Source organism: Streptococcus mitis (assembly GCF_047464965.1).
Taxonomy (GTDB): Bacteria; Bacillota; Bacilli; order Lactobacillales; family Streptococcaceae; genus Streptococcus; species Streptococcus mitis_DU.
In genome coordinates this window covers 1-20,671 of sequence record NZ_JASHAT010000010.1, presented here as the reverse complement: position 1 = coordinate 20,671, position 20,671 = coordinate 1, and the positions used below count along the sequence as shown (strand labels likewise).

Annotated in this window: 16 protein-coding genes and 1 pseudogene; 1 reads left to right on the top strand and 16 read right to left on the bottom strand. The window is 40.9% G+C overall.

Annotated features, from left to right (window positions below):
• Nucleotides 1–482: 482 nt before the first annotated feature.
• Nucleotides 483–1,184: pseudogene (locus QM408_RS07450) on the top strand (site-specific integrase); the annotation flags it as partial.
• Nucleotides 1,185–1,279: 95 nt separating this feature from the next.
• Here the strand turns inward: QM408_RS07450 and rpsD are convergent.
• The 16 genes from rpsD to QM408_RS07370 form a co-directional block, all read right to left on the bottom strand.
• Nucleotides 1,280–1,891 (bottom strand): 30S ribosomal protein S4, encoded by a 612-nt coding sequence (gene rpsD, locus QM408_RS07445; protein WP_000092756.1) that lies wholly within the window; start codon nucleotides 1,889–1,891, stop codon nucleotides 1,280–1,282.
• A gap of 194 nt (nucleotides 1,892–2,085) precedes the next feature.
• Complete coding sequence (locus tag QM408_RS07440) at nucleotides 2,086–3,138, bottom strand: sensor histidine kinase (protein WP_414374118.1); 1,053 nt, start codon at nucleotides 3,136–3,138, stop codon at nucleotides 2,086–2,088.
• Nucleotides 3,138–3,833: a response regulator transcription factor gene (locus QM408_RS07435; RefSeq protein WP_000520654.1), complete on the bottom strand. Its 696-nt coding sequence runs from the start codon at nucleotides 3,831–3,833 to the stop codon at nucleotides 3,138–3,140. The genes QM408_RS07440 and QM408_RS07435 overlap by 1 nt, the downstream gene beginning before the upstream one ends.
• 123 nt (nucleotides 3,834–3,956) lie before the next feature.
• The gene (locus tag QM408_RS07430; RefSeq protein ID WP_414374116.1) at nucleotides 3,957–6,221 is read right to left on the bottom strand and encodes an SSURE domain-containing protein; all 2,265 of its coding nucleotides are present in this window, start codon (nucleotides 6,219–6,221) and stop codon (nucleotides 3,957–3,959) included.
• Between the two features lie 115 nt (nucleotides 6,222–6,336).
• Nucleotides 6,337–7,353 (bottom strand): glycosyltransferase family 2 protein, encoded by a 1,017-nt coding sequence (locus tag QM408_RS07425; RefSeq protein ID WP_414374114.1) that lies wholly within the window; start codon nucleotides 7,351–7,353, stop codon nucleotides 6,337–6,339.
• A gap of 330 nt (nucleotides 7,354–7,683) precedes the next feature.
• On the bottom strand, nucleotides 7,684–8,349 hold the full coding sequence (locus tag QM408_RS07420; protein WP_414374161.1) for a potassium channel family protein: 666 nt from the start codon (nucleotides 8,347–8,349) through the stop codon (nucleotides 7,684–7,686).
• Nucleotides 8,350–8,362: 13 nt separating this feature from the next.
• Complete coding sequence (locus QM408_RS07415; protein ID WP_414374112.1) at nucleotides 8,363–9,742, bottom strand: TrkH family potassium uptake protein; 1,380 nt, start codon at nucleotides 9,740–9,742, stop codon at nucleotides 8,363–8,365.
• Between the two features lie 33 nt (nucleotides 9,743–9,775).
• Nucleotides 9,776–10,540 carry a nucleoside phosphorylase gene (locus QM408_RS07410; RefSeq protein WP_049500477.1) on the bottom strand — a complete coding sequence of 255 codons (765 nt, stop codon included), beginning with the start codon at nucleotides 10,538–10,540 and terminating at the stop codon, nucleotides 9,776–9,778.
• Between the two features lie 219 nt (nucleotides 10,541–10,759).
• The gene (locus QM408_RS07405; RefSeq protein WP_237447464.1) at nucleotides 10,760–11,317 is read right to left on the bottom strand and encodes a sugar O-acetyltransferase; all 558 of its coding nucleotides are present in this window, start codon (nucleotides 11,315–11,317) and stop codon (nucleotides 10,760–10,762) included.
• A gap of 208 nt (nucleotides 11,318–11,525) precedes the next feature.
• On the bottom strand, nucleotides 11,526–12,380 hold the full coding sequence (locus QM408_RS07400) for a VOC family protein (RefSeq protein ID WP_414374110.1): 855 nt from the start codon (nucleotides 12,378–12,380) through the stop codon (nucleotides 11,526–11,528).
• Between the two features lie 262 nt (nucleotides 12,381–12,642).
• A complete protein-coding gene (locus QM408_RS07395; protein WP_414374108.1) occupies nucleotides 12,643–15,750 on the bottom strand; it encodes a YSIRK-type signal peptide-containing protein in 3,108 nt (1,035 codons plus the stop codon).
• Between the two features lie 161 nt (nucleotides 15,751–15,911).
• Complete coding sequence (locus tag QM408_RS07390) at nucleotides 15,912–17,231, bottom strand: glycosyltransferase (protein WP_060627270.1); 1,320 nt, start codon at nucleotides 17,229–17,231, stop codon at nucleotides 15,912–15,914.
• 200 nt (nucleotides 17,232–17,431) lie between these two features.
• Nucleotides 17,432–18,310 carry a glycosyltransferase family 52 protein gene (locus tag QM408_RS07385; protein WP_261090090.1) on the bottom strand — a complete coding sequence of 293 codons (879 nt, stop codon included), beginning with the start codon at nucleotides 18,308–18,310 and terminating at the stop codon, nucleotides 17,432–17,434.
• Nucleotides 18,307–19,011 carry an acylneuraminate cytidylyltransferase family protein gene (locus tag QM408_RS07380; RefSeq protein ID WP_261090091.1) on the bottom strand — a complete coding sequence of 235 codons (705 nt, stop codon included), beginning with the start codon at nucleotides 19,009–19,011 and terminating at the stop codon, nucleotides 18,307–18,309. Before QM408_RS07380 ends, QM408_RS07385 begins: the two co-directional genes overlap by 4 nt.
• Nucleotides 19,012–19,080: 69 nt before the next feature.
• The gene (locus tag QM408_RS07375; protein WP_414374105.1) at nucleotides 19,081–20,175 is read right to left on the bottom strand and encodes a glycosyltransferase; all 1,095 of its coding nucleotides are present in this window, start codon (nucleotides 20,173–20,175) and stop codon (nucleotides 19,081–19,083) included.
• 51 nt (nucleotides 20,176–20,226) lie between these two features.
• Complete coding sequence (locus QM408_RS07370; RefSeq protein WP_125443489.1) at nucleotides 20,227–20,412, bottom strand: hypothetical protein; 186 nt, start codon at nucleotides 20,410–20,412, stop codon at nucleotides 20,227–20,229.
• Nucleotides 20,413–20,671 lie beyond the last annotated feature (259 nt).

The following is a 20,671-nucleotide window of genomic DNA, read 5'->3' as shown; positions in this document are numbered from 1 at the left end:
GTATATCCTTTATATCACATGAACCTCCTTCAGACAATTCCACACTACTAACACATTTTTGATATAGAGAGTTAATCGGTGAATAGCAAAATTCACATACATCCTTTACTATTCTATTTTTTAATCGACCCTTAGAAATCCCATTATCACGCGCATTACTAACCACAAACACAGAGAGAGAAATTGATACTATTGTACAGTAAAAACTGATAGCTGAATCAAGTCAACACTACAAAAACATGAAATCCTATAATGTAAAACATCTTTAAATAGCTATTTTTATTCTCTAATTTATCTCATAAGCATACGCCTTTATGCCGTGAAAGCAAATTGACAGTAAGTAGGCACAAAGTACTCTAAGAACGTCTCAGACGAAAGGCTTTAGTTTTTCGGATGGACAGTTCATTTGTACGAGAGTGCCTTGTTTCTTGCTGTCAATTAGACCATGGAATAAATTAGGCGTATTTGGTACTTAACAAGCTGTGACGATGCAGATTATTGATATAAATCCAGCTCGTGAAGTTATTCTTCCTCGTAAAATAAAAAAAGGTAGAAACAAAGTAAAACACTTTAATAACTTAGAGTTAAAGCAATTTCTCAGTTATTTGGAAGAGGCTAACTTAGCAATATATAGAAATATCTATGAAATTACTTTGTATAAGTTTCTTCTTGCTACTGGTTGCCGTATTAACGAGGCCTTAGCTCTACACTGGTCAGATATTGACCTACATAATGCAACTGTGAATATTACAAAGACACTAAATCATTTAGGTGAGATTAACAGCCCAAAGTCTGAAGCAAGTTATCGCACAATTGATATTGACCCACAAACTATAGAGGTCTTAAAAGCGTATCAAAAAAGACAAAGGCAAGAAGCTTGGAAACTTGGTCGAACTGAATCTGTTGTCTTCTCAGATTTTATTCATAAATACCCAAACAATAAAACACTATCAACTCGTTTAAACACACGTTTCAAACATGCTGGCGTTCCTAATATCGGATTCCACGGTTTTAGACACACACACGCTAGTCTCTTGTTAAACTCTGGAATACCATATAAAGAATTGCAACACCGTCTAGGTCATTCTACACTAGCTATGACTATGGACACTTACAGTCATCTCTCCAAAGAAAAAGCAAAAACAGCCGTCTCATTTTATGAGAAAGCTGTGAGTTCGTTATAAGTGATGACAAAAATGATGACAAACCCAGAAATCAACGTTTTAAGACAAAGCAAAAAGCCCACTGTTGTAGGCTTTCTGTAAGATATATCTTAAAATTAAAGCATTTTGTTGTAGAATTCAACGACAAGTGCTTCGTTGATTTCTGGGTTGATTTCGTCGCGTTCTGGCAAGCGAGTCAATGAACCTTCCAATTTTTCAGCGTCAAATGATACGAATGCTGGACGTCCAAGAGTAGCTTCTACTGCTTCAAGGATAGCTGGAACTTTCAATGATTTTTCACGAACTGAGATCACTTGACCTGGAGTTACGCGGTATGATGGGATATCAACGCGTTTTCCGTCAACAAGGATGTGACCGTGGTTTACGAATTGACGAGCTTGACGACGAGTAGTCGCAAGACCAAGACGGTAAACAACGTTATCCAAACGACGTTCCAAAAGAAGCATGAAGTTGAAACCTAGGATTCCGCCTTTGATTTTTGTAGCTTGTACGAACAAGTTACGGAATTGTTTTTCACCTACACCGTAAGTGAAACGAAGTTTTTGTTTTTCAGCCAATTGCAAACCGTATTCTGACAATTTAGAACGGTTGTTTGGTCCGTGTTGTCCTGGTACGTAGTTACGACGTGCCAATTCTTTACCTGTACCTGTAAGTGAAAGGCCAAGGCGACGAGCTTGTTTCCAAGATGGTCCTGTATAACGTGACATGTGAATGTCCTCCTGATATAAATAATATTTCGGTGGAAATAGTCACTTAGAAAGCCCTGATTCGTGCAGATGCCCTTCGCCTAAACAGCCAAGGTTACTTATCATAAGACACCTGTTGACGAGCTTCATGCTTTCCTGCTGATATTTCGCACAAAATCCATTCTACCATGAATGGCTAGATTTGTAAAGGGGTTTTAAGCTTTATTTTCACTGCCAGAGAGGTTGAGAAGGAGGGTAAAGGTGCTTCCGAGGCCGTACTGGCTGGTAACTGTGATTTCTCCACCCAATTGATGAGCCAATTCACGCGCAATCGCAAGACCAAGACCATGACCACCTGTTTTCATGTTACGCGAAGTTTCGACACGATAAAGGCGTTTGAAAATATTCTCCAAATCCTCTGGGGCAATGCCCTGTCCCTCATCGGTCACACTGATTGAAAGCTGATTATTTTCCAGCTTAGCCACCACTTCCAGCTTGGTTCCTGGAGCTGAGTATTTAAAAGCGTTATTGACCAGATTCACCAGGATACGAGAAAGTTTGGCATAATCTCCCTCAATCCGGGCAGACTCTGGGATTACCTGCAAATGGACATCTCGCTCCTCCTGCTCAATCAAGAACTGAAATTCACTCATACACTCAATCAAGAGCTGATCCAGAAAAATGCTGTCTTTACTAGTTGTCTCTGCCTGATTTCTAGCTGTGTTTAGGGTCAAAAAATTCAACTCTTCAACCAGTTTATTGAGCCTTTCCGTCTGACGCCCAATGGTTGCTAGATAATGAGCTTGTTCCGACTCCTTGATAACCCCATCCAAAATCCCTTCTACCGTCGCTTGGATCGAAGTGATGGGGGTCTTGATATCATGCGAAAGTTGAGCAATCATCAAGCCCTTTTCACGTTCGCTTTCTTCCAAGGAATCAAAGGTGGCCTGCAAATCATGGGACATTTCATTGAAAGCTTGGCCTAATTGTTGAAATTCTACAGGGCCTTGAACCTCCAGATTTGCAGGGAAATCCTTGTCCGCTACTCTCTTGGCATGTTCCTTGAGTTTGCCCAATGAAGTAAAGACCGGCGATAGGAGAAAGAGACTAATCCCAGCACCGATAAAACTAGCCACTAGAGTCATACCCACTAGGAAATAAATTTCTCTTTCTTCAATTAGCATTCGCTGGATGGCCCAAAAAACCACGATAATCGTTAGGAGTGTTGAAATGACATACCCCACTAAAATATAACTTTTTAATTTCATTAACTACCTCGTGCTTTCTCAATTTTGTAGCCCAAGCCCCAGACGGTTTTGATGGTGGGTGTTTCTGAACTAGCATGTTTAGCCAACTCCTGTCGAAGAGCATGAATATGAACATTCAAGGTATTGGTGTCATCCACATAGTCTTCTTGCCAGACCTTTTCATAGAGGTCTGTCTTAGAGAAAACCCGCTCTGGATTGCTGGCTAAAAGCCATAGAAGTTCGAAGGATTTGACGGTCAAATCAAGCGCCACATCTCCAACTTGGACCTCATGGCTACCATGATTCATCCGTAAATTCCCGAGACTGACGACTTCTGTCTCACCTCCACGATGAAGGCGACGCAAGATATTGTGGACACGCAAAACCAGCTCACGAGGACTAAAGGGCTTGGCAATAAAGTCATCTGCCCCTAAGCTCAAGCCGTAAATCTTGTCCTGCTCACTGGTCTTAGCCGTGATAAAGAGAAAAGGCTGATCCGGAGATTGATACTGAACTTCGCTAATCAAATCATAACCATCCATCCGAGGCATCATGATATCTGTAATAATCAAATCAATTGGTTTTCTCTTGAAGATTTCTAAGGCCTCTACTCCATCATGGGCCACCAAAACCTGATATCCTGCCTGAACCAGATAACGTTGATGAATATCTGTGATTTCTACCTCGTCGTCAACGAGTAAAATTGTCTTTCCCATCTGTCTCTCCTTTGAAAAAAACAGTGCTATACCACAATAGTATAACACTATTTTAATCTCTTTACGAACATTCTAAACGATATCTGGATTTTTCATATCCTAGATAGAAAGTCTGTAGCTAGACTAGTCATTTTCTTCTTTTTTAGCTTTCAAACCGAGTCCACCTAGAAGTCCGGCCAAGGCTAATCCAAAGAATCCAAGAGTAGCCATTGATGTTTGGGCTTCACCAGTATATGGAAGCATGTCTTTTTGGTCTTTCATTTGATCAGCCATCATTGGACTTGATACCTTGTTATTAGATACCATCTTGCCTTCATCAGACATTTTGCTTGAGGCTGCTGGAGCTTGATCTTGTTTCATGCTTGGTGTTGCCATAGGCTGGCTAGCATTCATGGTTTTGTCCTGCTCTTTGTTAGGCATCATCTTATCCTGACTAGCAGCTGGCATTTTAGATTTCATCTCATCTTGATTGGCACTAGGCATTTGAGCGTTCATCTTAGATGCATCTTGATGACTATTCATCATTGGAGCCGGCATAGCTGAACCATTAGAAGATGGGACGAAACCTGACTGCATCGGAATCAGAGACTGATGTCCATGCAAGTTCACTGTCAAATCTTTTGTCGCTACAAGGTTGCTCAAGTCTGCCTTGCCGTCTTTAGCACCGTACACTTTGATGGTAGCTTTATAGCTTTGAGTGCCGTTTTGTTTCAAGAGGTCAAGAAGAGCTTTATCAGATTTTCCTTGAGTGCCGGCCAAGTCTACTTCATAGAAATAGAGACCTTTGCCCAATTTTTCTACTGGTGGAAGAGCTGGATTTTTAGCTGAACCATTGTCTGACCATGGGGCCTTGTCAGAAGCTTTCAAGATAAGGCGAGTCAACATACCGTCACCAGCGAAGAATTCGTATGGAATGACTTGGTTGACGCCGGCTGTGAACGGACCTGGGAAGTTAGCTTTATCCAAGTAAGTAGCTGGAACGTCTACTGTATCTTTAGTATTGTCTGCCACACCTTTTTGAACTTCAGCTGGAGTAGTCAAGCCGTTTAAGTTGACATCCAAATCTTTTGTCGCTACAAGATTGTTCAAATCTGCCTTGCCATCTTTGGCACCGTATACCTTGATAGTAGCTTTATAACTTTGAGTGCCATTTTGTTTCAAGAGGTCTAGAAGCTCTTTATCAGATTTTCCTTGAGTACCGGCCAAATCCACTTCATAGAAGTAAAGGCCTTTACCCAATTTCTCTACTGGTGGAAGAGCGGGGTTTTTAGCTGAACCATTGTCTGACCATGGAGCCTTGTCTGAGGCTTTCAAAATCAGACGAGTCAACATACCATCACCAGCGAAGAACTCGTAAGGAATAACTTGGTTGACACCAGCTGTGAATGGCCCTGGGAAGTTAGCTTTGTCCAAGTAAGAGGCTGGAACATCCACTGTGTCTTTAGTATTGTCAGCTACGCCCTTTTGCACTTCAGCTGGGGTGGTCAAGCCATTCAAGTTGACATCCAAATCTTTTGTCGCTACGAGATTAGTCAAATCGGCCTTGCCGTCTTTCGCACCGTAAACCTTGATAGTTGCTTTATAGCTTTGAGTGCCGTTTTGTTTCAAGAGGTCAAGAAGCTCTTTATCTGATTTACCTTGAGTACCTGCCAAGTCCACTTCGTAGAAGTAGAGACCTTTGCCCAAGTTTTCTACTGGTGGAAGAGCGGGATTTTTAGCTGAACCGTTGTCTGACCATGGGGCCTTATCGGATGCTTTCAAGATCAGGCGAGTTAACATACCGTCACCAGCAAAGAATTCGTATGGAATAACTTGGTTGACGCCGGCTGTGAACGGACCTGGGAAGTTAGCCTTGTCCAAGTAAGTGGCTGGGACGTCTACTATGTCTTTGGTGTTGTCAGCCACGCCTTTTTGAACTTCAGCTGGGGTTGTTGCTGGCTGAGCTTCATTTGCTTCACGGTCTTGTCCAGAAACTGTAGGCGCAGGATTTGTCGCGGGTTTAAGCGCATCTTCTGTTTCTTTCTTAGATTCTGGTTTTGCTTGCACTTCTTCTTTTGGTGCTGCTACTGGTTCTTTAGCAGCTACATTTGCTTTTTCTGGAGAGCTTACAGTATCCAAGCTTGCTTTAGGTGCTGAGTCTGCTTGTTCTGAAGGAAGAGCTGTATCAACTGCTTCTTTGAAAAGTTCTGCTGGTAAGTCGCTCTTTTCACTCACCGAAGTTGCGTCTGGCACAACTTGGGCAGGGGTTGGATTGACCACATCGGCACGTACAAAACTTGGTTGACCAACTAGGACAAAGAAGCCACTGGCTACAACAACTGAGGCAACACCGACACTAAGACGGCGAATAGACCAACGAGTATATCTTTGATTTGGATTGAATTTCATAGGATTCTCCTTAGAGTTTTTCTTTATTTGATGACTCTAGTATAATCTCCTAAAATTAAAAAGGATTAAGAAAAAGTTAAAATTTTTCTTAAATCCCTCTTATAAAATACTTATATTAATTAAATCCATAAACAGATTTGGTGATTTGATAGACGACATTGGAAAGTTTGCGAGCTGGCAAGACCGAATGTTTGGTCAAACGGCTGAGCATGGTCTTGCGAATGGCCTGAAAGACCTCTGGATTTTCCTGCTGAATATAGGTCCACAGCTCCCGTTTTTTGGCAAGATGCTCTGCTGTGCCTGCTCGGTTGAGTAGGGCACTGGAAATAACCGTCGTGATTTCAATATGATTCAACAGATATTCTCGCATTTTTGGATGACTCACTTGGGACAAATCAAGCTGGTCTACCAAGAGTCGATTGACCTTGAGTTGCTGGTCAATGCGCTTAATCATCACTTGCTCATTGACAGACTGGTCCTCACGCCCAATCAAATAACGATAGAAATCGACAGGCAGATAGTACATGGTCTTAACCTGCTGAAGGGGGGTAAAGACAAAGAGATTATCGACATAAAAAGTATGCTCAGGCAATTGGAACTGGCTCGCTCGCAACAAATCTGTCCGGTAAATCAGCGAGTGCATCATGATATACTGGCCTTTGGAGAAATTTCCAATCTGATCCCAGCCAAAAATCTTCTGGACAGGCAAGACTGACTCGTAACTCATACTCTTCTTACGAGACTGACCTTCCTTTTCATATACAAAATTAGTCACAAAGGCATCAACTTCCTGCCCCTCACTCTCTAGTTCCTGCAAGGTTTCGAGAATTTTCAGGTAAGCACGGGGATCCACCCAGTCATCACTGTCAACTACTTTAAAATAACGCCCAGAAGCCTCCGCCAAGCCACGATTGACCGCACCGCCATGGCCCTTATTTTCCTGATAGATGGCTCTAACGATGTTAGGATACTTGCTGACTAAACGCTCAGCGATTTCCTGAGTCTGGTCCTGAGACCCATCATTGATAATCAAAATCTCAACTTGCTCACCACCAATCACTAGCGACTCCACACAGTAATGAAGATAGGCTGCGGCATTATAGCTAGGAATGGCGATAGACAATAACTTCATAATCTACTCCTTTAGGGGACTGATTTTTTCTTATACTCAATGAAAATCAAAGAGCAAACTAGGAAACTAGCCGCAGGTTGCTCAAAACACTGTTTTGAGGTTGCAGATAGAACTGACGAAGTCAGTAACATATATACGGCAAGGCGCCGTTGACGTGGTTTGAAGAGATTTTCGAAGAGTACTACTCTCTCTTGTCACTTCTTTCTATTCTACCATAAAGTCCAGCTTTTGAAGGACTTTTACTAGAATACAAGGGTTTCTAGTCTCAATTGGAATACAGGTCTCTCTATTTGCTATCTAGGAGATCAAAAAAAGAGGGGATTCCCCTCCTTACGAATTTAATTCTGCCAAGTCGTCTAGATACTGGTTGTTAATGACTGCTAAAATATAGGCATCTGCCCTCAAGAGGTCATTAGGTCCAAACTGGACATCCAGCGGTGAATTTTCTTGTTCACGAAATCCTAGGATATTGAGGTTGTATTTGCCACGTAGATCCAGCTGACTCAGGCTTTGACCTGCCCAAACACTCGGAATTTTCATCTCCACGATAGAGACATTTTTATCCAGCTGAAAGACATCAACATTGTTATGAAAGAGAATGGTCTGCGCTAGTGACTGCCCCATTTCATACTCAGGTGAAATCACCGAGTCAGCACCGATTTTTTCTAGCACCTTCTTAGCTGTCTGGCTTTTGACCTTTGCAATAACCCTTGGTACACCTAGACTCTTACAATGCATCACTGCAAGCACACTCGACTCCAGATTTTCCCCTGTTGCCACTACAACCGTATCACAGGTATCAATTCCTGCAGTTCTGAGGAGTTCCTCGTCTGTAATGTCGCCAACAACTCCACGCGCCAAAACTGGCTCAAATTGATTGATTCGCTCGGCGTGGTCGTCAATGGCAATAATATTCATATCTTGCTTGGCAAGGGCCGTCAGGACACTACTCCCAAAAATCCCCAAGCCTAAAATTCCAATCGTACGATCTGACATCATTCTTCCTTTCTTATCCAATACTAATATCTGCTTTCATATACTGAATCAAATCTTTCTTATCAGGCTGGTAGTCCGCTAGACTAACCAACAAGGTCAAAGGACCGATACGGCCAATAAACATGAGCACCATGACAATGCTGAGAGCTAGCTTGCCCAATTCTGGCGTCAGATTTGCCGTTACCCCAACTGTCGCAAGAGCTGAAATGGTCTCAAACATGAGATAGATAAATCGCGGTGTTCCTTCTGCTGTAATTCCCAACAACATCAAGCCCAACAAGAAGGTCATCAAAAAGATAATGAAGACACTAAAGGATTTTTGGACTGTTCGAACCTCAATGGTTCTCTGCGCAACATTGGCATGAGGCAAGCCCAGCAATTCACTACGCGCAAAGACCAATAAGACAAAGAAAGTCGTAATCTTGAGCCCCCCAGCCGTTCCTCCAGGCGCCCCTCCGAGAAACATCTGTAAGATATAGATAAACAAGGTCACAGGCCGAGCTTGGGTGTAGTCAATAGAGGCAAAACCAGCCGTTCTCATACTGACGGTTTGGAAAAAGCTGACCAACACTTTCTCTGGAACACTGAGATTACCAATGGTTCCTGGATTGTGCCATTCTGTAAAGAGTGTAGATACTGTCCCAAACAGCAAAATCCCTGCAGTCAAGAAGAGTACTAGTTTGGTGTGGAAACGTAGACGGCGTTTTTTCTTCTTGTCAAACTGGGTTGCCAAGTCAAACCAGACCATAAAGCCAAGACCACCTGTGATAATCAAGCCAGCAATGACCAGATTGATCAAGGGATCCGTCTGAAAAGCCACTAAACTGCTACTACCGAAATTATCAAAACCAGCATTACAAAAGGCTGAAATGGCTAAAAAGATAGAGGTAAAAATGCCTCGTCCCCAGCCAAACTCAGGAATAAAACGAAAACTTAGTAGGAAGGCACCCAAGCCCTCCACCAGAAAAGTTGTCAAAAAGATGGACCGCATAAAGGCCTTCAGCGACCGAGTCTCCCCGTAACTAAAGCTTTCCTGAATAGTTTCACGACTGCGAAGACTGAGTTTTTGCTTCCCCTGAATATAAAAGACCCCGATAAAAGTCATGAGCCCCAGACCACCAATCTGTATCAAAAGCATACAAATCAACTGCCCCCAGACATTATAGGTAGTAGCTACCGGTTGCGTAGAAAGGCCGGTTACACAGACCATGGACACCGTCGTAAAGAGATGGTCAAAATAAGTAGCCTGCGAACCACTCGCCTGAACAAAAGGCAAACTCAAAAGAAGAGAGCCTATAAGAATAACTCCAGCGAAACTTAAAAAAATTCGACGAGCTGGCGAAAGTCCACCCAAGGCCCTTTCAATTTTTTTCACAAATAATTTGAATAACATACATCCATTGTACCATAAAAAGAAGAAGAGTAGCTAGATCTGAGAAGTTATCTCAAGGCAGAGTTCCAAGGCCTTCTCAAAAGCTTCTGAACCCCAGTCACGACTATCGTACTGGTCCAAGTCTGCTAAGGAATCAGCTGTGAACAACAATTCTCCCCAGAGAACCCCTCGCAGTTGGGCTACTGCCGCAAGCGCAGAACACTCCATCTCCACAACAGCACAGCCTTCTTCCTTGCGATAAGCCACCTTTTCAGCCGTTTCTCGGTAAAAACCGTCTGTCGTCCAGGTCATGACTTCTTCATAGGGAATCCCTCTAGCTTCCAACACTCGCTTAATAGCAGCAATAGCCTCTGGCTGCATTTCCATATAACGAGAAGGTGCCACATAGTGATAACTAGCTCCTTCATCTCGCAGAGCGCGAACAGGGACTAGAAAGGCATTTTCTTCTATATCAGCCAGCACACCACAGGTTCCAGTGGAAATAATCTGCTCCACACCATAGCCAATCAACCAATCCATAAACTGAGCTGCTGGAGCTGAACCGACAGGAGCCTGAGCCAGACAGACCTCCTTGCCTTTGTAGTTCACGACATAGATTGGATAGATCTTGGTGGCTGAAACGAATTCGCCGACACAGTCCGCCCCTACTTCCCTCGCATAACGGTCAATCTCCTCACCTAAAAAAGCATAGACACACTTCTTGGGCAAGTGCAAGTCTAGCCCCTCGTGATTGGGCATGATGACCGCCTGAGTATTATCATCAAACTCTAAAATGGGAATCGCATGTTTCTGAACCATAACCTACCTCCTCTAATTTTGTACTATTGTATCAAAAGCTGATAAAGTGTCAAGGAGGAAGCTGAGGAACTGAGGAGAAAAAAGCATCCCACTTACGAGATGCTTTTAAATTGATCAATGAAGCAGACTTTATAAAATATAGAGTAGGTAAATGTGGGCTGGATAAAAAATGATGAAAACCTACAAAAAAGAAACAACCTCCGCTGTTCCTTTTTACTTCTATTTCACAGGTATCTCCTTCATCACGCGCGCAGGATTACCAGCTAGGACAACGTTGTCGCCAAAGGACTTAGTGATTACAGCCCCTGCTCCAGCAACAACATTATTACCCAATGTCACTCCAGGAAGGACAATGACACCACCTCCAGCCCAGAAATTGTCACCGATGGTAATGGGCTTTCCGTATTCCACACCTGAATTGCGTTCCTCCGGGTCCAATGGATGGAGGGGAGTCAAGAACTGACAGTTGGGACCAATCATAGCATTGTCACCGATGCGAATCGGACAAACATCCAGCATGGTCAAGTTCCAATTAGAATAAAAATTTTCCCCTAGATGGATATTGACCCCATAATCGACCACCAGGCGTGGATTGACAAAAATATTTTGTCCAGTCGAGCCAAACCAAGTCTTGATGATTTCGACTCCCTTCAAGGGATCTTCTTCCTTGTTAAAGGCAGACTGTTTTTGGCGAGAAGTCTGAGCCAAGGCCCGCAATTCTGGGTCCGATGGACGGTAAACCTCTCCTGCTATCATTTTCTGGTATTCGCTGATCATTGTATTCTTCTCCTTGTTCCCTACTATCATATCAAAATTTCTACGTGTCTGACTAGAATAAGGAGCACTTTCTACAATTGATACTCTTCGAAAATCAAATTCAAACCGCGTCAACGTCGCCTTGCCGTACTCAAGTACAGCCTGCGGCTAGTTTCCTAGTTTGCTCTTTGATTTTCATTGAGTATTAGATGCTGGTCTTTATCACATCCTATCTAGCTAAGCGAATACGGGTCACGATTCCGTCTGGATCTGTGATTTCCAACTGGCTTGATGTCAGCCATTTGATTGGTGCATCAACTTCTTGTGCTCGCTGGGCAATCGTTAACAGTTCTTCTTTACTAGCAACCTCAATAACATAATGGGCCAAACCTGGCAAGTCTTGCTTACGCGGAGCCAGATTTTTTCCTCCCCATTCGTTGACTGCCAAATGATGATGATAGTCCCCAGCTGCAATCCAACTAGCGCTAGGCACACTGAATTTATCCTCTAACCCTAACACCTTTTGATAAAACTGGCTGGACTTTCGACTATCCTTGACGGAAAGATGAATATGCCCCATTCTCGTACCTTCTGCCAGGATAAAGGGCTCTACTCTTTCCCCCAGCTCATAAATGTCCTGCGCCGCAAGAGCCTCCGTCACTCCGATAATGCGTCCGTCTTCTCGAATATCCCATGTGGAAACCGGCTTATCTCGATAGAGTTCAATGCCATTTCCCTCCAAATCCTCCAAGTAAAGAGCCTCACTGTACCCATGGTCTGCACCGCCAACTAGAGGAATCTGTAAATCTGTCAGGTGCTTCAAGACATCCGCCAAAGCCTTTCGTGTCGGCAAGAGAATGGCCAGATGGTAAAGGCCATAATGTTCCCTTACTTCACCGCTCTCTTGTGTTTGAATCAAGTGTACCAAGGCTTTTCCTCCAAGTCCCAGAACGACCTCTGTCTCAATTTGAGATAAGATTTCTAAACCAAGCACTTGCTGATAAAAGGCTCTTTGACTGGCCAAGTTCTTTACATTTAAAACTGCCTCTGCCAAATAAATATGGCTTTTGTATTCATAGGTCATAAATGGTTCTCTTTTCTCGTTGTAATTCTTTTAGTTACAACTATTATATAATTTCCATCAAGAAAGTCAAGCCAGACAACTTATAGATTATGATTCTGTAATCTTGTCTATATGGGATTAGAACGAGAAAATCTACAGAGAATTGACAATCAAACCATTGAAAATTTTTACCAACTCTAAGATGACTCTCATCTCAACCCAAAAAGAAAAGGAGCGGATATGATATCCTACTCCTTTTTCTTGTCAGAAAATCTAATTAGAATTAGTCTTCTTTTTTCTTGCGAGCAACAATTCCAAATCCGCTCAATACTCCAAAAAGTCCAAGTGCTGCTAGGCGAGCATTGTCTTCTGTACCAGTGTTTGGAAGTTCAGCTTGTCCTGTTTGAGGTAACTCTTCCCCAGATTCTGAGTGTTGCCCCTGAGATGACTTGTCCTCTTCTTGGGCAACCGCTTCATCTTGATGAGAACCTTCTTGTTTTGTAGGTTCATCAATCTTAACAGGATTTGACTGAAGGTATTCTTGATTCTGTGGTTTCGTTACATCATCACCTATTACCTCCGTATATAAATGGGTAATAATGCCATCTTTTTCATGGGTCATTGTATATCGATATTTCTTACCATTTTTCGATATGATATCAGATTTAGGAGCCAATTTACCAATTTGAATTGGAATAAGTTCTTCATTTGATCCAATAATAATATGACGAGTAATCAATAATGGAGCTACAGGATGAATCGCTGGTTCACCTTTCTCACTTACAACTCCTTCTGGCAATTCTGGTCGTACTTCCGGTTCACCCTTCTCACTCACAATACCTTCTGGTAATTCTGGTCGTACTTCCGGTTCTCCCTTCTCACTTACAACTCCCTCTGGTAATTCTGGTCGTACTTCTGGTTCACCCTTCTCACTTACAATTCCTTCTGGTAATTCCGGCTGTACTTCTGGTTCACCTTTTTCACTAAAGTATTCTAAAAAGTCATAAATAACTGTTTTTTCATTTTCATCAACTGTACCTATTTCAGGCGCTGATGTAGCACGATGTCCTTTGTAAAAATAAGACTTACCATCTTTTTGAAGTATTGTTCCCACTTTAGGAGCAGTAGACGTATATTCATCTCCTATAGAAGCATCTTGTGTTAGTAGTTTTCCTGCTGCTATTTCAGTAGTTGTTCCTTCTAACATGTATTTTGCAAATACATTTCCACCCGTTGCTAGTTTATAGACATAGGTAATTTCAGTAGTTCCTGATGCAACTTTTCCTGTCTCAGCCGGAGAGCCAGTTTTCAGTCCTACTAGTTTATATTTTTTACCATCTTTGGTGATTTCTTGTAGTTTTACCGTTGTAGCATCATATGAAACCTCTTTGTTTGTTGTCGTTGGTGTTCCTACTACTACTTTTTGATTATCCTTATTTAAGTAATATTTAGTTTCTGTAGAAGATATCACTGCATCTTTAACAACATCTGTACTTTCTTTAATAGAAGTTCCATCCGCTAATTCATACTTAACAATGACACTACCTTTACTCTCAGTAGTTTCTGTTTCTTCCTTAGCGTAGATGTTTTTAACATTAGTTAGTTGATCACTAATATGGTAAGCACGGGTTGGTTGGTATAAGTCGTAATAATGAATTTCACTATAAATAGGCTCAGATATTGACGCATGTTGTTCATATTTCGTAGGTGCGGCAATTCTATATCGAACTCCATCTTTTTCATATTCTTTATATAATTGGCCTAATCCATATTGATATCTAGTATCTTCACTATAATATTTCGAACCAAAATAGCCAAATCTATAAGCTAAATAAGTTTTTTCTGGTTGATTAGAATCATCATCTTCACTAGGATAATAAGAATCTGTACTCTTATCTCCTAGTTTAAAATCTACATTTACTTCAAACACATTTTTTACAAAATTTGCATTTGTTGGAACTTGGTCGACATACTGAATTGCTTTATGAGCCTCTTTAAACTTCGTGACATTTGCTTTTTCACTCTCGTAATTAGCAGTGTCTTTAAACTCTTCAATATTTCCAACAAATTTTGGTTCTACTTTATCTCGAGAATTTTTCCATCCTACTGTAATTTCTTTTTCGCCAAACATTTCTTTTAGCTTAGTTATATATTCTGTCACATCGTTATATTTTACAAACTTTCCGTTTTCTCTTATATAACCATTAAACTCCTGATGTACAGAATAAGTAGGACGATTCTTATTATCTACTGCATTTTTATTTGTTAATGTAACCTTATAGATTTCTTCCCATGTCTTTTCTTTTTCAGAGTTAGTGACATCTTCGTCTTTTAAATCTCTTAATCTCTCATCTAAAAGATTATTTAAGCCTTCCTCTAATGCTTTCTCATTAAAAAATGCACCCGCCGTATACGCTTCTTGTTCCGTTGCTGTAGAAACAGATTCTTTTAATGCTACCTCATTTTTTTCAACAACTAATATAGTATCTCCTTCCTTAATTCCACCATCAGTTGTTATATTTTCTTTTGTAAAATCTTTAGCATCATTTTCACCTTGTTTAAATGTTTCAACAGCCCAAGAATCATTGGCTGTAGTTGGTTTTGTAGCTAAAACATACTTTCCGTATTTTCCTTCATCTATTTCCGATACTAACCAAACTCGACTACCTTCTTTAATATTGTTATAGCGAATACTTCCATCTTCATTATGCAAGTTTCCAGGATTTGCATGTACTGTAATATCATTGAAAGTTGTTTCCTTAGCAGTCCCCTCGTGTTTATCTACTTCTGTATCAATCTTATGATATTTTTCTCCGTTCTTTTCTAAAACTTTATCAGCTTCTTTGATTTTACTTAAAACATCATCATTTAAATTTGCTACATTTCCTTCATAACGTTTGCCAAAAAGTCCACGAATTTTATAATCCATAGTGGTACTAGCAATCTTTTTATCACCAACAGGAATTTCTACATCAGATTCTTCTTTCAGCACTTCGCCTTCTTTTGTGACATAAGAAATTTTTGAATCCTTAAAGTTATCTTCTCCTTGTTTTTTTATAGTTTCCTTTTCAACTCTGTCTAAATTATATTTGGCTCTACCTTCATTCTCGCGATGATTTCTTTCATATCCATCTTCTGTCCCCGTTGCATGATAATTCAAACCATCAAACACATGCATTTTTGGCATTGTGTAGCTACCAGTACCATTACTCAACGTTTCCATTTCCACATTATCTTTCGCAGATGTTATTGTGCTTTCTTTTGGTTTATTTGCAGCATCTTCTGCCAACACCGGACTAGCTCCAACAACCATCATCCCTAGTAAAACAGAAGCCACTCCTATTCCTTTGTATTTACGTAATGAATATTTTTGAATTGTATCTTTTTTCATAAGGTCTTTTCCCTTTTATTTCTTTCTACTCATTATAAAAAATTATACTAACTATACTAGTATATCACTCTTAGTTTCCTTTATCAAACAATTATACATAAAGGAAATTAAAAAAAATAGATAATAAGATATCCAATAAAATCTCATTATCTATTTCATTTTTAGGCGTTCATGAGTGATAAATATCTCTTAGAAACTTGTTCTTTTGAATAGCGATTCACAAACTTACTTGTATTTTCTAGCTCGATTTCTTTATCAGTCTCATATAAACACTTGATAAGATGCGCTAAATCCTCTGGTGTATCATATAAGCAAATATCTGAGTTCTTAGATGCATAATATTGATGAGCAATTTCAACATTAGAAAGCAAGGGAATCAATCCAAAACTCATGGCTTCAACGCAGGCATTGGCAAATAATTCCTTTTGGGAAGTTGAAATATAGCCATCATGTTCCCAATAAGGTACCTCATCTACATATCCAACAACATGAATGGTAGATGGCAAAGTCGGATACTCTTTCTTCAATTTGTCAATATCTCCACCATATAAGAATACCTCTACAGGTAGGTCTTCTTGTTCTAACTTCCTAAAGGCTTCTATAATCCATTCTACCCTTTTTACCTTACTCATATTCCCTACATAACAATAGGAACTAGGCTTTCTTCTTTGTAATACTACTGAGGAAACTTGAGGTGCAAAAATCGGTGGCATAAATTGTGCGTGATACCCTAAATCTTGCAAGATTGATGTTAATACTTCTGACGCTACTAAATATCTAGTTTTTCTTCTTAGATTATGAGCTGGATTTAGCAATACATTATCATGGATATATTCCCAATAGAGACGGTTTGTATTTTCTACAAAGCGCCATAATTTGGGAGTCACCACGTTATGTTGATCTCGAATTAAGATGTCTTTCTTATCTGTAAGACTGATTAATACCTGAATCAATAAGTCTTCGTAGGTTAACCATTCTCCATCTTTATAATATAAATAATTGTCCTCCATCATATAAATGGGACTTGGTTCTTCTCTTGGCTTATAGTACCGTGCCCGCATTGCTGTCGAACCATCTCGATTTAACCATTCCAGTTCTTCTTTTTTATTTTTCTTTAAATATAATCCGGAAGTAAAATATAGGGTTTCATCTTCTAATTCAATGCTAGCCACAAATCCATTAACAACAGTCATTTTTCCATTAGGATACCTATCAATGATATCAGAAGGGCGAATACTTAATTCATCATGACCAATATCTGATTGATAATGGCTTACACTCACTAATTCATCCCTTTCAAAACCTATTTGTTCATAGCCAGCCTTCCAATCGGGTCGAACTTGAGGATGGGTTAAAATATATAGATGTCCCCAACCTAAATAATCTGCAATTTTCTTTCTAGATAATTGGGATGATTCAAATCCATATTTTCTAACCTCTCTTTGCCAGAGCCCTGGATGTATTGTAACCATTTTAGTCATAACAATCTCCTATCATATACGGTAACCTTCGCGACTCATTTATCTGTACTTGTTTATCAGAAAGATTTACTAATCTGAATTATATCATATGAATCATACTTTTACTAGATTCTATCAATAATACCTAACATCTACTTAATACCCCAATAAAAAATCCAAGCTAGTGCATGGATTTACATTTCCTAATATATATATTTATGCTACCAGCCAAGTGAAACCCTTTCAAACTGACAACCCAAGCGTCGCAATTCTTTTTGACGGTCCTCATAGTAGGGGAGGGAAATACCTGTAATGGCCACATGGGACAGGTCTTGTAAGTGGAGGCTGACTGATGAGGTGAAATGATAGACCTGAACGAACTCGTATTCTTGAAAGAGTTGGGCTAGGACATCTTCAAAGATCAGCTCCGTCTCCAAGTAAGTCACGTTTGGAATAGTGAAGGTTTCCTTGGGATGAGGCAGATAGAGGTCAATGGCCAAGGCCTTGGCATAGGTACTAATAAAGCGGATGGAGATCTGGTCGTCCTCTTCAGAGAACTTTTGTCCCAGCAGGACCTTGACCGTCTTGCCATTTGAGACGGGTGCTTGTGGCAGGGCAAAAAAATGCTCCAGATAGACTAGCTTCTCTCTAGTCACGACATGGTAGTCACTGCGATAGAGGGTATAATGCTTTTCCGTCCACTCAATCAAGTCATCTCTGGTCAAGCCCAAAGAACCCACCTGACTGGGTTGAAGAGGGAGGGCATACATTCCCAAAGGGTAAATATCCGCATAGCCATCATCAAAACTCATGAGGTGATGGTAGGTCGAACTAGCAACCAAGTCCAGAATCAAGCTATTGTCAAAACTGGCATAAAAGATAGTGTCATAATCTCCAGCCAGCTCCTGACAAATCTGAGCCAAGTCCTCTGCCGTCTGTGGATAGTGAACATGGTCAAAATCCTTAGCATAATTCTCCTGACGGGCATTTTTGACAGGACTGACATAAAGGCTGACAAAGTCCTGATTAGGATAGAGTCCCTTGATATGCTGGACTATTTTAGCCTGCAAGGGCGTTGTGGCAATGATGAGGTGTTTCATCTCTTTGATTCTCCTAGGTGGTGATGTTGCAGAAAGGTCTCAACGACTTCAAAGTCCAAAGCATCGTCGATATCATAAGAATAGAGTTTGGGCATTTCATAGGCCACTGTCTTATCTGTGTAAAAGGTCTCATCTCGTAGGTAAAGGTTCTTGCGAGAAATCCAGATACTCCCGTTGGGATAGTAATAGACAGGCTCTTTCTGCCGAGCATAGTGCTTGGACACCTGAGGCGGACGGATAAAAGTCGACTCCTCCAACTGCAAGAAAAGACTACGACTCTTGTCTGCCTTGACACAGGAAATCAGATGGTCGGCTCCAGACTGACAGTAGAGTTGATAGGATTCGATGAGATGCTCTACTTCTCTCAGGGGTGAGGTCACCTGCAGATTCACGAAGACTTGCTCTTCCTCAAAGGGTTGTAAAAAGTCTCGTAAGGTTTCCAAGCTAGAGGTTGTTGCTAAGGCCAGTTCTTTTGGTCTGTGGACACAATGAATCTCTGGATAGGCTTGTCGACAGAGTTCTAGATAGGCTAGTGAGTCTGAGGAAATCCAGATTTCACTAAATAACTTGGAGGCTAGAGCGACTTCTATGGTATAGAAAACCAAGGGTTTGCCTGCAAGCGGTTTGATATTTTTATCCACTAAGCCGCGTGAACCTGAACGGATCAAAATGACGGCTATGGGTTTAGATGTTGCTTTCATATAATCTTCCTTTAGTTTTCTATTGTATTGGACTAGTAAGAAAAGCTAGATTGATCAACTTACAACATCCTAGAAGTTCCTATCTAATAGTTCTCTATATATTTGAGCTACTTTTTCCAGAGAATAGCGAGAGGCTAAGGCTAGATTTTTTTCATTCGATAGATAAAAATCAAGCTCTTCCATCTCTTCTATCATTTGGATCAATTGTCCCTTATTCTGGAAGAGGCGGATGGCATTGGACTGGCTAGCATAGAAACGATGGGCTATCTCCACATCTGATAATAAGGCTAACAAACCTTGACTCAAGGCTTCAACACAGGCATTGGCAAATAACTCTGTATAACTAGCTGACAGGTAGCACTGGTGGAGATGATAAGGAACCTCCTCTACCAATCCTTTGAAATGAATGGTTGGCGGAATATCATATTGATTCTGTAATTCTGCTAGACGTTCCTCTGAGCCGCCATAAAAGGTAATCTGGGCCTTAGAGCCACGTTTGTAGAGTTCGATAAAGGCTTCAATGACAAGTTCAACGTTCTTTCCTTCTCCCATATGATCCACTAGGCAATAGTCCAAAACAGGTCCAATTTTTCTTAGCTGACCTAATTTTTCTGTAAACATTGGTGGTAAAAACTTGGTGTCATACCCTTGTTTCGCCAAAGTATCAGTCAACACTTCACTGGCGACTAGATATTTGTTTGCCTTGCGCAGATTGGCGAGGCGTAAATCTCGCATGATATTTTCATGGACAACTTCATAGTAATTTTTGTCCGTGTTGTCCATATAACGCCAGAGGCTAGGCTTGGGAACGATTTGTTGGTCACGGATAAAGAGGTCAGTTTGTTTTGCCCATCTGGCTAGGAATTTAACCAACAAGTCCTCTTCAGAACGGATTTCTCCTCCTATGCGGTAGATATACTCTGGATAAAAGATGGTTACAGGGGAGGGGTCTTTAAAGGGATCGATAAAGCGTCCTTCCAGAGCCAATTCTCCATTTTCATGATACCAACGAAGTTCCTTTTCCTTGAAATCTTCAAACAAGAAGGGCCCCTTGGTATAGTAATATCTGCCCGAGCCATCTCCTAGGGTAACTGAGGCCACAAAACCGTCTTCATTGAGTTCAACCTGATCTCCATCTGCTAGCGTTAAACTTTCTGGTTTCACTGATAAATCTGCATGGCCTATATCTGAAAAACTATGAGGGACGCAAATCAGTTATTTTTCTAAAAATCCTAACTTGATTAAATCTTTCTTCCAATCAGGTCGTAGCTGGGGACTTGACATGAGGTGGACGTAGTCTAAGCCTAGATGTCGTGCGATACGCGATCGATAGACTTGGGTACTCTCAAAACCATAGCGATGGATTTCCTTGACTGGATGAATAGTGACAATTCTCGACATGCTATACACTCTTTCTCTCTTATTTTCTGCTTACAAAGGAAAAACCACCCTCACAAAAAGGCGAGGGTGGTTCATCCGTTACAATGCTTGGGGATTTCCTAGCAAGTTCCCCCTCAAAAGGACTTTATGCTATTGGCTCTATAATATTTGTAGTGGGTAAATCTCCTATAAATATTATGGAGCCTATTTTTGTGTAGAAAAAAAGTCCCATATGACCTATAATGAAAAGCGACGAAACAACTCATTAGAAAGATTCATA

What these genes read in the sequence shown, in the direction of transcription:
- QM408_RS07440 (WP_414374118.1), bottom strand. Translation starts at nt 3,138, where the DNA reads ATGAAATTAAAAAGTTATATTTTAGTGGGGTATGTCATTTCAACACTC.
- QM408_RS07420 (WP_414374161.1), bottom strand. Translation starts at nt 8,349, where the DNA reads ATGTCAGATCGTACGATTGGAATTTTAGGCTTGGGGATTTTTGGGAGT.
- QM408_RS07410 (WP_049500477.1), bottom strand. Translation starts at nt 10,540, where the DNA reads ATGGTTCAGAAACATGCGATTCCCATTTTAGAGTTTGATGATAATACT.
- QM408_RS07405 (WP_237447464.1), bottom strand. Translation starts at nt 11,317, where the DNA reads ATGATCAGCGAATACCAGAAAATGATAGCAGGAGAGGTTTACCGTCCA.
- QM408_RS07380 (WP_261090091.1), bottom strand. Translation starts at nt 19,011, where the DNA reads ATGAAAGCAACATCTAAACCCATAGCCGTCATTTTGATCCGTTCAGGT.
- QM408_RS07415 (WP_414374112.1), bottom strand. Translation starts at nt 9,742, where the DNA reads ATGTTATTCAAATTATTTGTGAAAAAAATTGAAAGGGCCTTGGGTGGA.
- QM408_RS07425 (WP_414374114.1), bottom strand. Translation starts at nt 7,353, where the DNA reads ATGAAGTTATTGTCTATCGCCATTCCTAGCTATAATGCCGCAGCCTAT.
- QM408_RS07370 (WP_125443489.1), bottom strand. Translation starts at nt 20,412, where the DNA reads ATGTCGAGAATTGTCACTATTCATCCAGTCAAGGAAATCCATCGCTAT.
- QM408_RS07395 (WP_414374108.1), bottom strand. Translation starts at nt 15,750, where the DNA reads ATGAAAAAAGATACAATTCAAAAATATTCATTACGTAAATACAAAGGA.
- QM408_RS07390 (WP_060627270.1), bottom strand. Translation starts at nt 17,231, where the DNA reads ATGACTAAAATGGTTACAATACATCCAGGGCTCTGGCAAAGAGAGGTT.
- QM408_RS07430 (WP_414374116.1), bottom strand. Translation starts at nt 6,221, where the DNA reads ATGAAATTCAATCCAAATCAAAGATATACTCGTTGGTCTATTCGCCGT.
- rpsD (WP_000092756.1), bottom strand. Translation starts at nt 1,891, where the DNA reads ATGTCACGTTATACAGGACCATCTTGGAAACAAGCTCGTCGCCTTGGC.
- QM408_RS07400 (WP_414374110.1), bottom strand. Translation starts at nt 12,380, where the DNA reads ATGACCTATGAATACAAAAGCCATATTTATTTGGCAGAGGCAGTTTTA.
- QM408_RS07435 (WP_000520654.1), bottom strand. Translation starts at nt 3,833, where the DNA reads ATGGGAAAGACAATTTTACTCGTTGACGACGAGGTAGAAATCACAGAT.
- QM408_RS07385 (WP_261090090.1), bottom strand. Translation starts at nt 18,310, where the DNA reads ATGAAACACCTCATCATTGCCACAACGCCCTTGCAGGCTAAAATAGTC.